The sequence below is a fragment of the Pseudomonas sp. Irchel s3a12 genome (genome assembly GCF_900187485.1).
Classification (GTDB): Bacteria; Pseudomonadota; Gammaproteobacteria; order Pseudomonadales; family Pseudomonadaceae; genus Aquipseudomonas; species Aquipseudomonas neuropathica.
The window spans coordinates 363,402-378,395 of the sequence record NZ_FYDN01000004.1; the positions used below are offsets into that span (position 1 = coordinate 363,402).

The following is a 14,994-nucleotide window of genomic DNA, read 5'->3' on the forward strand; positions in this document are numbered from 1 at the left end:
ACCCGAAGCAACGGATATACACCCAATCAAAACAGCCCCCCCCAAAAAAAGCCCAACAAAAAAGCCCCTCAAAAGAGGGGCTTCCTTGCACAAGCAGATACCAGAATCAGGTCATCTGAATGATGGTCTGCATGATGGTGCTCTGAGTCGAGATGGTCTTGGCGTTCGCCTGATAGTTGCTCTGGCCCTTGATCAGGTCTACCAGCTCGTTGGTCAGGTTAACGTTCGACTCTTCCAGCGAGTTGGAAACCACCTCACCCAACGTACCGGTTTTCGGCGCATCGTAGCCTGGAATACCCGAAGCGAAAGTCTCCTTCCAGCTAGTGCCGCCGACTGCCTGCAAGCCTTGTTCGTTGGTGAAACTCGCCAGTGCGACCTGGCCAATGGCCTTGCTCTGGTTGTTGCTGAAGTTGGCGAACAGCGTACCGGTACCGTCGATGGTCAGGTTGGTGATCTGGCCAGTGGCGTAACCATCCTGCGTCGGGATCGAACGCGCAGTGTCCGCATTGTACTGGGTGGTCTGAGCCATCGAAATGGTGATACCTGCCGGGTTCGCGGCCGCACCATTAGCCTTGAACGTACCATTGACGACATTACCCGGCACCCAACCCGTGAGCTTCAGGTCACTGCTGATCACCGGGCCAGGCAGGGTGCTGACCTGCGTCAGCTTGCCAGCGGAGTCAAATGTCATGGTGGAAGGCACCGGCGCGGTGACTTTTGGATCACTGCCCGTTGCATCCGGGTTACGACCGTCCACCAGGGTATAGACCTTCCAGGTGTTGGCACCGGTTTTCACCACGTACTGATCCATGGGGTGCATGTTGCCCTGGCTGTCATAGATCGGCGTGCTGAACGATTTGGTGTAGGTCGCGAGGTTGCTCGGATCGAACTTGCCGGCGGCCACTGTGTCGTCGATCACTGGCGCAGTCGAGTTCAGGTTGATGGTCGAGGTCACCAGCGAGGTGGACTTAGGCGCCAGGTTTGAAGTGTCGATCTTGAGGTCGGTCAACACACCATTGACGATCTTACCGTTGGCATCCACACCATAACCTTGCAGACGCGAGGTGTAGTCGGTGTTGGTAATGTAACCGGCGTTGTCGACCTTGAACGTACCGGCACGGGTGTAGGACACCGAGCCATTGTTGCTCATGGTGAAGAAACCGGAACCGTTGATGCCCATGTCCAACACGTTGCCGGTGTTGTTGATGTCACCTTGGGTGAACTGCTGGGAAACGTTGGCCAGACGCACACCATTGCCGATCACTTTGCTGCCGCTGCCCAGGCGAGTCGACGAGTAAACGTCTTCGAATTCTGCACGGGACGATTTGAAACCGGCGGTCGCGACGTTGGCGATGTTGTTGCCGGTCACGTCCAGTTGTTTGTTGGCTGCATAGAGACCGCTAAGGCCGATATTGAAAGACATATTCCACTCCTTTGTGCCGGTTAGTCGGCTCTATATACCAATGGTTTGTACTTTGGACAGGGCAACGGTGCCCTTGCCAGACAGGTTGAGCATCAGCTCGCCGCCGGTCTGGCTGATCGTCACGCTGGTGACGGTGGCCGGCAGGTAGGTCGCCATGTCGGTCGATGTGCCATTGATCGATGCGTTGGCCTTGACGGTATAGGTACCGGTCTTGACCAGATTGCCGTCCTTGTCCTTGCCGTCCCAGGTGAAGCTCGCGCTGCCTGCGGCGCGACTGCCCAGATCGATGGTGCGAACCACCGTGCCGCTGCTGTCGGTGATGCTGACGGTGCCGCCGGCAATCGACGACGGAACGGTGACCGAGCCGGTCATGCCTTTGCTCGGATCGTCGAGCTGAACCGAGTTGGTCTGCACGATCACATTGCGGCCCACCAGCGACGAAGCCTGCAACGCCTGCGAGGAGTTGTAGTTGCCGGCCAGCGAGCTGACAGTGCTGTTGAGGGTGGTGATCCCCTCAAGGCTGCTGAACTGTGCCAACTGCGCAACGAAGGCACTGTTGTCCTGCGGATCAAGCGGGTTCTGGTTTTTCAGCTGGGTGACCAGCAATTGCAGGAACGCATCCTTGCCCAGTGCCTGGCCGCCGGTGGCGCTGTTGGTCGCCGAAGCAATGCCACCGGTGGTCGAACTGGTCTTTTTCGACGAGTTCGCCAGGATGTCATTCATGCTCAGGCTGCTGGTGGTATCGGAAACACTCATGGCAGTCGCCCCTTATTACTGACCGAGGGTCAGTACCTTCTGCATCATGGTTTTGGCGGTGTTCATCATTTCGGCGTTGGTCTGGAACGAGCGGCTCGCGGAAATCATGTCAGCCATTTCTTCCACCACGTTGACGTTCGGGTAGTAGACGTAGCCTTTGGCGTCGGCCGCCGGATGGTTCGGCTCGTAGCGCGCTTCGAGGTTGCTCTGGTCTTCGACCACACCGAGCACCTGTACGCCCTGACCGGCCGCGTCCTGGCTCTGGAACAGTGAATTGCTGCCGCTGTTCTGGCCGCCCTGGAACATGGTGGCGAACACCGGGTGACGGGCGCGATAGGTCTGGTCGATGCTCGACGAGACGGTTTCGGCGTTGGCGATGTTCGACGCCACGGTGTTCAGACGCGTGGTTTGTGCGCTCATGCCGCTGCCGGCAATGTTGAAAACGCTGGACAGGGACATGGATTACTCTCCGCGCAGGGCTGACACCAGCCCTTTGAATTTGCTGTTGAGCAGGGTGAAGCTGGCCTGGAAGCCGACGGCGTTTTCCGCGTAGTTCGACTGTTCCAGTTGAGCGTCCACGGTGTTCTGGTCGATCGACGGTTGCATCGGCGTGCGATACATCAGCGATTCGTCGCCATTGCCCAGGCCTTCAGCTTCGATGTGACGGCTGTTGGTCATGTTCAGGGCGATGGTGCCGTTAGCGTTTTTCTGGGTCTGTGCTTCAAGCACTTTGGAGAAATCCAGATCCCGAGCCTTGTAGTTCGGGGTGTCGGCGTTGGCGATGTTGTTGGCCAGCACTTCGGCACGCTGGGCGCGGAAGCCCAATGCCTTTTCGTGAATGCCGAGCGCTTTATCGAAGCTGATGCTCATGTCGGGAACCTTCAGGTGACCGGTTTTTCGTAACTGAGCTTTAGCAAGCGCCGTGCCAAACGGCAAAACACCCATAAACCGGGGCTTTGCGGGGCATCGGCAAAGCGGCAATGCCAGAAAAGCGGCAACCGGTATCCGCCGGATGCCGCTTTTCTGCCGCTTGCCGTCCTTGCCAGGTCAACGCAGATCCCCTGTGGGAGCGAGCCTGCTCGCGAAGGCGGCGTGTCAGTCGCCAACTGTTTTACTGACAGACCGCTTTCGCGAGCAGGCTCGCTCCCACAGGGGGGGTGTGGTGTTCGTGGGAAATAAAATAATTGGGGCATAAAAAAACGGGAGGCCTTAAGGCTTCCCGTTTTTTTGTATTACCGCTGCAATCATTTCGCCTGGTAAATAATCCCCGGGCTGCACTGCACCATCTGGTAATGATCCGGCAAACCGTTCAACGCTTCGGAAGCGCCAAGGAACAGATAACCGCCCGGCTTCAACGTGCTGTGAATGCGCAACAGGATGTCTTTCTTCACTTCGGCAGAGAAGTAGATCAACACGTTGCGGCAGAACACGATGTCGAACTTGCCCAGCGCGGCATAGCTGTCGAGCAGGTTGAACGAACGGAACTCTACCCGGTTCTTGATCGGCGCCTTGATCACCCAGCGGCCCGGCCCTTTCGGGTCGAAGTAACGCTGCAGGCGTTCCGGCGACAAACCACGACCGATGGCCAGACTGTCGTACTCGCCGGTCTTGCAGTTGGTCAGCATAAGGCCGGACAGATCAGTGGCAACAATCTGCACGCCCATCTTCAGTTGACCAAGGTTGGTCCGCTCGAACTCGTCGATCGACATCGACAGCGAGTACGGTTCCTGGCCCGACGAGCACGCCGCTGACCAGATCCGCAAGCGCTGGTTGGGGCTGGCCTTGATCGCTTCAGGCAGCACCTTGTTCTTCAAGACTTCAAACGGATAGGTGTCACGAAACCACAGGGTTTCGTTGGTCGTCATGGCATCGACCACCTGCTCGCGCAAACCGCTGCGCGGCTGGGTCTGGATGCGCTGAACCAGCTCACCCAGGGATTTGATGCCTTGCTGCTCCATCAGTTTGTTGAGACGGCTCGAGACCAGGTACTGCTTGTTTTCACCGAGCAGAATGCCACAGGCTTTTTCCAGGAAGACCCGGAACTGTTCGAAATCCAAATTACCCGTAGACAATGATGCCGCCTCTTAAATCGTGTTGACCGCCAGGAGCAAAACGCTCCTAGCTGATATCTGCTGCTTTGATCCGGTCGACTACCCGGGATGCGAGGTCATCAGGACGGAATTTGGCCAAAAAGTCATCTGCACCGACTTTCTTGACCATCGCCTGATTGAATACCCCCGACAACGAAGTATGCAGGATGATATGAAGCTTTTGCATGCGTGCGTCGCCGCGGATTTCCGCCGTCAGGGTGTACCCGTCCATCTCCGGCATCTCGATGTCGGAAATCATCATCAGGAACTCTTCTTCCGGCTTCTTGCCCTCATCGACCAGCTTGCGCAGGTAATCCAGCGCCTGTTTGCCGTCGTTCAGCGCCACCACTTCGACCCCGATTGTCTGCAGACAACGCGTGACCTGCTTGCGCGCCACCGACGAGTCATCGACCGTCAAGACACGCAATGACAGTGCCTTGGTCTGGGTCTCGACATCGACCACGCCCACCGAAATCGCTTCCGGTGTCGGCGCAACTTCCGCCAGCACTTTCTCGACGTCGATGATTTCGACTAACTGATTGTCCACCCGAGTCACAGCGGTCAGGTAGTGATCGCGACCCGTGCCCTTGGGCGGTGGATGAATCTCTTCCCAGTTCATGTTGACGATGCGCTCCACCGAGCGGACCAGGAAACCCTGGGTCTTGGTGTTGTACTCCGTGATGATCACGAACGGGTTGTTCTTGTCCTTCAACGCTCCGGAACCGGTGGCCATTGCCAGATCAAGGATCGGAATGGTCGCCCCCCGGATATTTGCCACCCCGCACACGACAGGACTGGACTTGGGCATCAACGTCAGCGACGGGCACTGCAACACTTCCCGCACCTTGAACACGTTGATTCCGTAGAGCTGCTGACCGTCAAGACGGAACAACAACAGCTCCAGGCGATTCTGCCCCACCAGTTGCGTGCGCTGGTTCACCGAATCCATTACACCAGCCATGCCCAGACTCCTACACCAACGCCAAGTGTTGTTGCGACGCACATTCATTGCTAAACGGCACGGCGCTTGCTTTTTAACTCGTATGAACGCTCAAACGACATTTTTCCGACACCTGACCTCCCGCGCTCGCAAAAGCCTTTGCGCGATGTCCGCCGTCTGCTGCTTTTTCGCTGGCAGCCCTGCCATTGCTGATGCGGTTACCTTGCCTGACATGCTTATCGGCGTCACTCAGGGCTTTCTTGAGTTCACCGTAGAAGACTATCTGGCCACCAGTCAAACGGAAGGCCGCTACGAGATCGAAGTAAACCAGCTCGACCCCCGTATGCGCATGCCTATGTGCGACAAGGAATTGACAGCGACTTTGGAGAGTCCGGCACGTCCGCTGGGCCGGGTTACCGTGAAGGTCCGTTGTGAGGGCGCCTCGCCCTGGACTGTGTTCGTGCCCGCTCAAGTCCGCCTGTTTCGCGAGATTGTGACAACCACCCGACCGCTGAAACGTGCAGGGATCATCGAACCACAGGACGTGACCCTGCGTGAACGCGACGTGAGCACGATCAACCAAGGCTTTCTGACCTCGGTAGACGAAGCGATCGGGCAGAAATTAACCCGACCAACGGTAGCCGATCAGGTCATTACTCTGGTCCATCTGGAACAGGCGGAAGTCATTCGCAAGGGTGATCAAGTGGTCATCACTGCCCGCAGCGGCACACTCGCCGTGCGCATGCCCGGTGAAGCGCTGGCCAATGGCGGTTTGAAAGAACAGATCCGGGTGAAAAACCTCAACTCGCAAAGGGTCATCAAGGCGCAAGTCACCGCGCCCGGCCAAGTGGAAGTGGCGATGTAGAAAACTGGCGCTGACCCCGGCTGTTCCCTAAACTGTGCCGCAGCAGGACACGCGCCGGCGCATGCAAGGCTCATTGTAAATGTGCCTAAAGTTTTCCAGGGGATGGCCGAAAACATGGCAAGCGTCCAAATTCCCAGAGGTTTTTATCATGGTCATCGATTTCAGCCGTTTGAACAGCTCCTCGTCACTTACGGGCAGTACACGTACCAGCAACGCCAAGGAAACCGCCGAAACCGGTACCTCCGCGCCGCTGAATACCCAGGCCGAACCGGCCAGTACCGCAAAAAGCGGGGAATCGGTACACCTCAGCAATGAGGCTCAACAGTTGCAGAAGGTCACTGACAAGCTGCGCGATCAACCTGCTGTCGACAAAGCCCGTGTGGCCGAGTTGAAAGCCGCGATTGCCGATGGCAGCTATAAAGTCGACAGCAACCGTGTAGCCAGCAAACTGCTCAACTTCGAAGCCCAGCGCTAGGCTTTTGCCGGCGCCAGGCTTTTGGACGCTTAAAACCCAAGGCCAGCCATGCACGACACTAATTTATTGCAATTGATCAACGACGACTTTGCTCCAGCTCAACAATTGCTGGAGTTGCTGCAAACCGAATCCCTCGCGTTGCACGGTCGCGACATGCCCTTGCTGGAAGAAATTCTGGCGCATAAACAGGCATTGATCATTCTGCTTGAACAGCATGGCCGCAAACGCAGCGAAATCCTCGCCAGCCTCAACTTGCCGACAGACCGCAGCGGTCTGGAGCAACTGGCTGGCCAGTCGAGCATTGGCGAGCAGTTGTTGGCGCAAGGCGATGCATTGACCGATCTGATCGCTCAATGCCAGGCCGCCAACGTCAAGAACGGCCAGTCGATCCAGATCCAGCAGGCCGCCACGGCCAATCAGCTGAAGATCCTCACCGGCGGTGAAGCGCCGGCGCTGTATAACGCCAGCGGTACATTTGCCAAACCCGCCACACCGCGTCCGCTCAGCCAGGCATGAGCCGTTGATGCGCCAGCTCTATCAACCCGCGAAACATGCTGGCAAAATGCTGGCTAGTCGTCATATTTTGTCTGGAGATTGATAAACCGTGTCCAACGCCCTCAGCGCGGATGATGCTCCGCAGCCCCCTAAGGTGCTTACCACGCCACTGGAAATCTCCAGCAACCTGCGCCAGCTGCAAGAAAGCCACGATCCGCTGATCATCACCTTTCATGAGCGCAGCCAGCGCTTCCAGAGCTATCTGATCAAAGTCGACCGCGACAGCGCTACGATCGCACTGGACGAGATGATCCCGCGTGATGGCGAACGCTTCCTGCAGGCCGGTGAGCCATTCAAGGTTGAAGGTTTTCATGAAGGCGTGCGCATCGCCTGGGAATGCACCGGCACGCTGAATATCGAAGAATCCGAGGGTGATCGTTTCTACACCGGCGCACTGCCGACTGAAGTGGTTTACCACCAGCGCCGCAATGCCTTCCGTGCGGCACTAAAACTGACCGATCTGGTCAGCGTTGAACTGGGCGGCGAAAAACTCAAGGCGCCAATCAACGGCAAACTGCTGGATATCTCCGCGACCGGCTGCAAGCTGCGTTTCGAAGGTGATATCACCGACCGCCTGCAATTGGGCCAGGTTTATGACCGCTTGATCGCCCCGCCGCTGTTCGGCAACCAGCCGATCTCCGTCGAATTGCGCTATCTGCATTTCGAAGAAAAACTCAACATCACCTTTGCCGGTCTGCGTTTCCACAACATCAGTGGCCAGGCTGCGCGCAACGTTGAGCGTTTCGTGTATCAGTTGCAACGTGAAGCACGCCGTTTCGACAAAGACGATCTCTGATTCGCACGGCCAATAAAAAGGGCAGTCCTTGGCGGGACTGCCCTTTTTTATGCGCGATGTTTTTTGTTCAGTTCAGGGTCTACCGCCGCTGAGATCAGGCGCGGGTTTATCGGTATCCGATTCGACTTCTGCCGCAGGCTCTGACGGAGTATCAGCTTCAGGCTCGGGACTCGCCGGCGTCTGCACCGGATCCTGCACCATCTGCTCCTGCACCACCTGCTCGTCTACCCGAGGATCGAGGGCCGCCACCAGCGGTGAGCTGGACATGCTGTCCGGCATGGCCACGTGATGCAGCGGCGCGTCGTCGACCTGATGCAGATTGGTCACCGCTTTCGGCCGGATCCGCCACACCAGCACCAACGCGAAGAAGCTGAAGAACGCATACAGGCTCTGGCTGCCAAACAGCTTCATCAACACGCCCGCAAGCAACGGTCCGATGCTCGCACCGACACCATAAGTCACCAGCAGCATCGCGGTCAGCGACACGCGACGATCGCCTTCGACGTGGTCGTTGGAGAATGCCACTGCCAGTGGGTACAGACAGAACTGCACCAGTGAACACAGGAAACCAACCCCGAACAACACCTCCAGCGGAACCTGCGGCAGCACGGCCAACGGCAACGCCGCCACCGCCAAAAACCCGGCAAAGCAGCGAATCAGCAGCGCCCGGTCATAACGATCGGACAACCAGCCCAACGGCCACTGCACCAATAAACCGGCAAAGATGCAGCTACCCATGAACAGACCAACCTGCTCGGTCGATAGCCCTTGTTGCGAGGCGTACAGCGGTGCCAGACCGTAAAACGAGCCGATGATCAAACCGGCACCCAGCACCGTACTCAACGACTGCGGTACGCGCTTGATAAAGAAGCGTGGCTCCATCGGCGCCGGATGCAGTGGCGCCGGGTGAATCCGCCGCGTCAATGCCACGGGCACCAGACACAGGGCGAAACACAGCGCGACCAGCATTAGCAGTTCCAGCCCCAGGCCCGGATGCATGACCAGAATCAGTTGGCCGAGGACCAGGCCCAGGTACGAAGCGATCATGTAGCCGCTGAACACCAGGCCACGCTGATTGGCGTCCGCCTGTTCGTTGAGCCAGCTCTCGATCACCATGTATTGGCACATCATGCCCAGACCGACGATGGTCCGCAGCACCAGCCACGCCGGCAGCCAATCGACCAGACCGTGGCCAAGCACCGCCGCCCCGACGATCCCGGCACAGGCCGAATAAGCACGGATGTGCCCGACCCGGGCAATCAGTCGGTGACCGATCTTGCCACCCAGCACCAGACCGAAATAGTTGGCCGCCATCAGCGCGCCGACCCAGAGGCCGTCGACATTGTCAGCGGCCAGACGCAATGCCAGATAAGTGGATAGAAGGCCCGAGCCGATCAACATCATCAGCGAGGCGAAATACAGTGCTCGAAAGGATTTCCAGATTTGGCGCATCGGCGTTCCGAGCGGCTCCTTGCAGTAGATATCGGGCTACCAGAACGATAGCCCGATGGCGGCGGTACGTCAGGCCTGGGCTGCTAGAACACGTCGTTCCCAGGGAGTGATTTCATCAAAGAAGCTGGTCAACTCCATGGTCTTCGAAGCGATGTAGCCTTCGATGAACTCCTGTCCGAACAGTTCCCTCGCCAATTGGCTACGTTTCAGACGTTCGAGCGCGGCGTGCAAGGTACACGGCAGCGCAAGATTGTCCGGCACCGCGAACTCGCCCTGAATCGCTTCGCTCGGTTCCAGCTCATTCTCGATCCCGTGCAAACCGGCAGCCAGACTGGCGGCGATCGCCAGATACGGATTCGCATCGGCGCCCGGCAAACGGTTTTCCACCCGGCGGGCAACCGGCGAACTGGCCGGAATTCGCAGGCCGGCCGCCCGGTTGTCGTGCGACCAGCAGGCGTTGTTCGGTGATGCGTACGGATGGCACAGGCGCTGATAGGAATTCACATTAGGTGCAAACAGTGCGGTGAAATCGGCCATGCCCGCCTGCTGGCCACCGATGAAGTGGCGAAACATCGCGGTTGGCTCGCCGTGCGCATCACTGAAGACATTCTTGCCGCTAGCGGTCTCGACGATGCTCTGATGAATGTGCATCGAACTGCCTGGCGTGTGTGCCAGCGGCTTGGCCATGCACACCACGGTCAGGCCGTGCTTGAGCGCGACTTCCTTGAGCAGGTGCTTGAACAGGAACGTCTGATCGGCCAGCAGCAGTGGATCACCGTGCAGCAGATTGATCTCGAACTGGCTGACGCCCATCTCGTGCATGAAGGTATCGCGCGGCAGACCGAGTGCCGCCATGCACTTATAGACTTCGTTGAAGAACGGCCGCAGACCGTTATTGGAACTGACGCTGAACGCCGATTGGCCATCCTCGCGACGCCCGTCAAGGCCTACTGGCGGACGGAACGGCTGGGTCGGATCGGTATTCGGCGCGAAGACAAAGAATTCCAGCTCGGTCGCCACCACCGGCGCCAGGCCGCGCGCGGCATAACGGGCAATGACTTTCTTGAGCTGACCGCGAGTCGACAGGTTGGAGCTCTCGCCGCTCAACTCATCGGCATCGCAAATCGCCAGGGCACGCGGGTCGTCACTCCATGGCAAACGATGGATCTGGGTCGGGTCAGCAATCAGGGCGAGATCGCCGTCGTCGCTGCCGTAAAACCGTGCTGCCGGGTAACCACCCATGATGCATTGCAACAGCACGCCACGGGCCAGTTGCAGACGCCGCCCTTCGAGGAAACCCTCAGCGGTCATCACTTTGCCGCGCGGCACGCCATTCAAATCCGGCGTAACACACTCAATCTCATCAATGCCGGTCAATCGCTGCGCGAGTGAACGCTGGCCATCGGTTGTCATGACGCAATCCTTGTTATTGTGCGAGCCGCGAACGGCGACCCGCACAAAATAGGCTCCGGCTGTTCGGAATATCAAGCAGCGTCAAACAAAAACCTGTGTCACGGCAGATATAGGCTGAACACCCCGCCGCCAAGCGGTCCGCCGTTGCGGATTTCGGTGCGTCCTTCGACACCATTGCGCTGATGCAGCGCCGCGATACGATTGGCGAAATACAAACCGAGCCCGGTGCTGCCACTGCTGTGATTGATGCCCTGTACATAATCGGCCTGGCGCTCGAGCATCTCGGCCGGATAACCGTCGCCGTCGTCGTTGATACTCAGCACCAGTTGCCCGGCCTCGTCACTGACGGTGATCAGCAGCGATTCGCGGGCGTAACGAATGGCGTTATTGATGCAGTTGCCCAGCACCGAAGCAATCAGCTCACGGTCGAAGAAGCCCAACGGGCTCAGCGGATCGACTTCATAGGTGGCGATGATCCCGCGACTGGCAAACACCTCCTGATGCGCCGCCAGTTGCGCCTCGATAAAGTCATCGAGTTCGTGATAGGCCGGTTGCAGCGGCATCTGGTTGACGCCGAGCTTGTACAGCCCGAGCAGTTGCACCAGCATGCCGTTGAGATGGGCAAACTCGAAGTCGATCACGCCTTGCTCCGCGCCTAGCCGTTGCGCCTCAGGCAACCGCGCCAGCCATTCGCTGTGGGCCTGCATGAGCATGGCCAGCGAGTTCTTCATGTCGTGGACGGTGGAGGCGATCACCGTAGAAAAATCCAGAGCTTGCTCGTCGTGGTTCATTCGCCAAACGCCTTGCTTTTCAGCTTCTGATAACGCGCAAAACGCGCGTCGGTGTCGGGCATCAGGCCAACCATTTTCAGGCAGGCCCGACATTCTTCCAGTTCCGCCGACGGCACACTGGTGTCGGTGCCGTGGAGCAGCGACTGGGCCATGTTCAGCGCAATACTGATGTTCTTCGGTTGCATCTTCAGCGCCTTGCGGAACACATCACGGGCCTCCACCAGGTTGCCGGTCTTGTACACGCGCACGCCCTGACGGTTGAGGTCAGCAGCGGCGTTGCTGGAACTGAGGATAGTCGGGTCATCAGTGAGCTTGGCGATGTCTTTCATTACTGCCGGATCGTCACCGTAGATCTCCGCGCAGCTCTTGAGCATCGAGGTGCCCGCCTCGGCCTGTCCGAGCATCTGCAATTGCTTGGCGACCAACAGCGCAGCTTCCGGACTCATGAACTGCTCCATGCCGTCGAGGCGCATCAGCGCTTGCTCGGTGAGCTTGTCAGCGGTCTCGGCATCGTTGAGCAGCAGGCTGGTGGCTTTCATCAGACGCGCGCGAATCTGCAGGCCGGGGTCGCTCGGGTTTTCTTTGGCCACCGCACTGAGCGTGGTGTTGATCTCCAGGCGTGTGCGCGTGTCGAGCCCGCGCTCACTGCCTTTGCTGATCAGCGCGTGAGCCAGGCCGAGATTACTTTCCGGATCCTTGAAGCGCGACTGCGCGCCTTGCGCTACGGCCTGACGATAGGCGCGGGACGCGGTGTCGAAGTCTTCGTTGGTCATCGCCAGTTTGCCCAGCAACGCCTGCCGACGCACCGCCAAGGGAGACAGGCGAATCGCCTCCTCCAGCACCCGTTGCGCACCTTTGCTATCGCCTTCGGCGACCAGTACATCGGCCATGCCGTCGTACAGCGCCGGCATCATCGGGAACACCTTCAGGGCCTTTTCATAAACGCCCTTGGCTTGCGCCACTTGGCCACGCTTGAACAGCAATTTGCCAAGTCCGGCAAATGCCCATGGCAACGGCCGGTCAGCAATGATGCTGTCATAGAGTCGTTCCAGCGCTTCGTTCTGATTCATCTCGCGCAGCGCATCGGCGCGATAACGCAGGCACAGCGGTGAATAGCGAATGTCCTGCTTGCACAGGGCGATGCAGGCGTTAAGCACCTCGACCGGCTTGCCGCGATCGAGGGCTTGTAGAATCGGTTTGAGCAACGTCTTGCGCTGTTCCAGACGCTCCAGGCGCTGGGCCAGGCCGGAGCGGTTGAACGGCTTGGTCAGGTACGCATCCGGTTCGTGCTCCAGAGCACTGAGCACCATCGCCTGACTGGTCTCGGCCGTCACCATGACAAACACCGCTTCATGGCTGATGAGCTTTTCCGACATCAGATCTTCGAGCACCTGCTGGCCGTTCTTCTTGCCATCGCCGAGATGGAAATCCTGCAGGATGAAATCGTAGGACTTCTGCGCGCACATCTTCAGCGCCTGCTCACCGGTATCGGCCGTGTCGACGTCCTTGACCCCGAGCTCACGCAGCATCGAACGCACGGAACTGCGGAAATCCGAGAAATCATCGACAATCAGAAAACTTTTTTGGTGATACGACAGCATCGAAGATTTCCAGGCAATTGAAGTGAGGGCAATTTCAGGCGCGCAGATGATAGCTGGCGGCAAAATGCTATCAAGCGATTTCGCGCGACTTTTAAGTCACCGAATGGGTTATCGGCCAGAAGTGCGGTTCCCTGAAGCCAGCGCTTCAAGATTCCTCTGCGAGCATTTACCCTGCGCGCCAAGACAACTTCCCACTACAAGGCTTACATCGTGTATATCAAAGGACGCTACATCGTGTCCGCTTGCGCTCTGCTGTTTGTTCAGCAGGCAATGGCGGCTGGAATGGATTGCACAAAAGCGGCGAATGCCGCCGAAAACACTGTTTGCGCGGGCAAGTCGTTGTATGAACTGGATGCGCAGATGGGCGTGGTTTATCGGGATTTATTCAAGGTATCTGCTCCCGCACAACCTGAGCTCAGGCGCACTCAACGACTGTGGCTGAAAGCCCGCAACGAATGCGCCGAAGACATTTCGTGCCTGGATCAGCACTATCGCGAGCGCCTGCAAGTGCTGCTGGCACAGTGGCAGGCAGCCGTTGCCTATCAACCGGATGACCTCGATGAACAGGCGCTGGAAGACCTGCAAAAGAGCATTCAAGCCGCCAGTAAAGATGATCCCGAATTTGCGCTGGACCGAGCACTCGCCGCGCTCACCGTCAAAATAACTGCCGGCGGTTTTCACGGCGATGCCAATGAAGAGGATTCGTCGATAACGCACTTTCCGACTGCACAACCCAAAGGCGTTACTGCCAATGAATGGCGAGCGTTGACCGCTTCGCGGATCAATGACGCTGCCGAAACCGGCCTGACCTCTTACACTTTGCAGGATCTGGATGGCGACGGGCAGCGCGATCTGATTGTGAATACCTACGCCGGGGGCACAGGTCTGTTCACCTATGTGGAAACCTGGCGTCGCGACGGAGAACGGTTCGTCAAACGCTCTGTTGAGCCCGAAAGTTCGCTGTTCTACACCAACGATCGCGGTGCCAATCAGTCGGTAGACTGGATAAACCTGCGTGGCAAAACTTACGCGGCTTATCGAAACAGCGAGTACGGCGTTGATCGGATCTACTTGCTCAACCCGCTGCAAATCAACGTCCAGGTGCCTACGGTGACGATCCGTTATCACTACGACCTCGACGTGCCCGTTCTTCAACACAAAGATGACGGCAACAGCACGTTTGAACTCGAACCCGATCTGCACCGAGCGCTCAATCTGGCAGTGGCGAAAGTAAATGAAACCGCTGCTATCCCTTCAAAAGAACCGCTCTGCCCTATTCCGGCTACCGGCGCCGGTGAAAACGATTACTACAGCTTTGGCCCGGCGCATTACAGCATTGAAAAAGTAGCCGACCTGCCGGTCTTCATTGGCAATGATTGTTACATCGGCGCCTTGATCGACTGGTTCGGCAGTTACAGCGAAAAGAATGGTTTGTTCGCGCAACTGGCATTGCGTAAACCGGACAGCGATGACGGCAGCCGCACATACGAAGTCTACGGTCGCCGACACATAACCGAAGTCAGTACCTCAATGGGTAAAATTGAGCTGAACGAACGTTAACCGCGTATCCAGTCTGATGTTGAAGATCAATGATGCAGTCACTGCACGCTGTAGCAATTCGTCGGCTGACGGTAATATAAAAGCCCCGTCGCAATTTGGATTGCGACGGGGCTTTTGCATAGAAATCAAGCAGATGCTTTTCCTGCGGGCAAAACAAAACCCCAACTGCTTTCGCAATTGGGGTTTCGGAATTTAATCTTGACGATGACCTACTCTCACATGGGGAAACCCCACACTACCATCGGCGATGCATCGTTTCACTGCTGAGTTCGGGATG

The 14,994-nt window shown here is 57.8% G+C and carries 15 protein-coding genes; 5 read left to right on the forward strand and 10 right to left on the reverse strand.

The genetic code is table 11. From position 1 onward, the window contains the following. Nucleotides 1-106: 106 nt before the first annotated feature. The 6 genes from flgE to CKW14_RS09810 all read right to left on the reverse strand — a co-directional run bounded on the left by flgE (nucleotide 107) and on the right by CKW14_RS09810 (nucleotide 5,230). A complete protein-coding gene (flgE, locus tag CKW14_RS09785; RefSeq protein WP_095051109.1) occupies nucleotides 107-1,423 on the reverse strand; it encodes a flagellar hook protein FlgE in 1,317 nt (438 codons plus the stop codon). Between the two features lie 30 nt (nucleotides 1,424-1,453). Further along, a complete protein-coding gene (flgD, locus tag CKW14_RS09790) occupies nucleotides 1,454-2,179 on the reverse strand; it encodes a flagellar hook assembly protein FlgD (RefSeq protein WP_095051110.1) in 726 nt (241 codons plus the stop codon). 15 nt (nucleotides 2,180-2,194) lie between these two features. Further along, the gene (gene flgC / locus CKW14_RS09795) at nucleotides 2,195-2,638 is read right to left on the reverse strand and encodes a flagellar basal body rod protein FlgC (protein ID WP_003227217.1); all 444 of its coding nucleotides are present in this window, start codon (nucleotides 2,636-2,638) and stop codon (nucleotides 2,195-2,197) included. A gap of 3 nt (nucleotides 2,639-2,641) precedes the next feature. Then, nucleotides 2,642-3,049, reverse strand: a complete 408-nt coding sequence (gene flgB / locus CKW14_RS09800; RefSeq protein WP_007917581.1) for a flagellar basal body rod protein FlgB — start codon at nucleotides 3,047-3,049, stop codon at nucleotides 2,642-2,644. 374 nt (nucleotides 3,050-3,423) lie between these two features. Next, nucleotides 3,424-4,251: a protein-glutamate O-methyltransferase CheR gene (gene cheR / locus CKW14_RS09805; protein WP_016983976.1), complete on the reverse strand. Its 828-nt coding sequence runs from the start codon at nucleotides 4,249-4,251 to the stop codon at nucleotides 3,424-3,426. 46 nt (nucleotides 4,252-4,297) lie between these two features. Further along, nucleotides 4,298-5,230 carry a chemotaxis protein CheV gene (locus CKW14_RS09810; RefSeq protein ID WP_007917585.1) on the reverse strand — a complete coding sequence of 311 codons (933 nt, stop codon included), beginning with the start codon at nucleotides 5,228-5,230 and terminating at the stop codon, nucleotides 4,298-4,300. Between the two features lie 82 nt (nucleotides 5,231-5,312). Here CKW14_RS09810 and flgA point away from each other — a divergent pair, with 82 nt between their 5' ends. From flgA to CKW14_RS09830, 4 genes are all read left to right on the forward strand, one after another. After that, nucleotides 5,313-6,074: a flagellar basal body P-ring formation chaperone FlgA gene (gene flgA / locus CKW14_RS09815; RefSeq protein WP_026000512.1), complete on the forward strand. Its 762-nt coding sequence runs from the start codon at nucleotides 5,313-5,315 to the stop codon at nucleotides 6,072-6,074. Nucleotides 6,075-6,222: 148 nt separating this feature from the next. Then, nucleotides 6,223-6,549 carry a flagellar biosynthesis anti-sigma factor FlgM gene (gene flgM / locus CKW14_RS09820; RefSeq protein ID WP_077574151.1) on the forward strand — a complete coding sequence of 109 codons (327 nt, stop codon included), beginning with the start codon at nucleotides 6,223-6,225 and terminating at the stop codon, nucleotides 6,547-6,549. Between the two features lie 48 nt (nucleotides 6,550-6,597). Further along, entirely contained in the window at nucleotides 6,598-7,065 is a 468-nt protein-coding gene (locus tag CKW14_RS09825; protein ID WP_095051111.1) for a flagella synthesis protein FlgN, read from the forward strand. An 88-nt stretch (nucleotides 7,066-7,153) separates the two neighbouring features. Next, nucleotides 7,154-7,900 carry a flagellar brake protein gene (locus CKW14_RS09830; protein ID WP_093442101.1) on the forward strand — a complete coding sequence of 249 codons (747 nt, stop codon included), beginning with the start codon at nucleotides 7,154-7,156 and terminating at the stop codon, nucleotides 7,898-7,900. A 72-nt stretch (nucleotides 7,901-7,972) separates the two neighbouring features. Here CKW14_RS09830 and CKW14_RS09835 read toward each other — a convergent pair whose 3' ends face one another. From CKW14_RS09835 to CKW14_RS09850, 4 genes are all read right to left on the reverse strand, one after another. After that, nucleotides 7,973-9,352, reverse strand: a complete 1,380-nt coding sequence (locus CKW14_RS09835; protein WP_095051112.1) for an MFS transporter — start codon at nucleotides 9,350-9,352, stop codon at nucleotides 7,973-7,975. 69 nt (nucleotides 9,353-9,421) lie between these two features. Continuing rightward, complete coding sequence (locus tag CKW14_RS09840) at nucleotides 9,422-10,663, reverse strand: glutamine synthetase family protein (RefSeq protein WP_175559686.1); 1,242 nt, start codon at nucleotides 10,661-10,663, stop codon at nucleotides 9,422-9,424. 200 nt (nucleotides 10,664-10,863) lie between these two features. Next, nucleotides 10,864-11,556 (reverse strand): sensor histidine kinase KdpD, encoded by a 693-nt coding sequence (locus CKW14_RS09845; protein ID WP_095125228.1) that lies wholly within the window; start codon nucleotides 11,554-11,556, stop codon nucleotides 10,864-10,866. Further along, a complete protein-coding gene (locus tag CKW14_RS09850; RefSeq protein WP_095125229.1) occupies nucleotides 11,553-13,157 on the reverse strand; it encodes a tetratricopeptide repeat-containing response regulator in 1,605 nt (534 codons plus the stop codon). The genes CKW14_RS09845 and CKW14_RS09850 overlap by 4 nt, the downstream gene beginning before the upstream one ends. 282 nt (nucleotides 13,158-13,439) lie before the next feature. Between CKW14_RS09850 and CKW14_RS09855 the strand changes: the two genes are divergently transcribed. Next, complete coding sequence (locus CKW14_RS09855; protein ID WP_256587194.1) at nucleotides 13,440-14,717, forward strand: lysozyme inhibitor LprI family protein; 1,278 nt, start codon at nucleotides 13,440-13,442, stop codon at nucleotides 14,715-14,717. The last annotated feature ends 277 nt before the right edge of the window (nucleotides 14,718-14,994 follow it).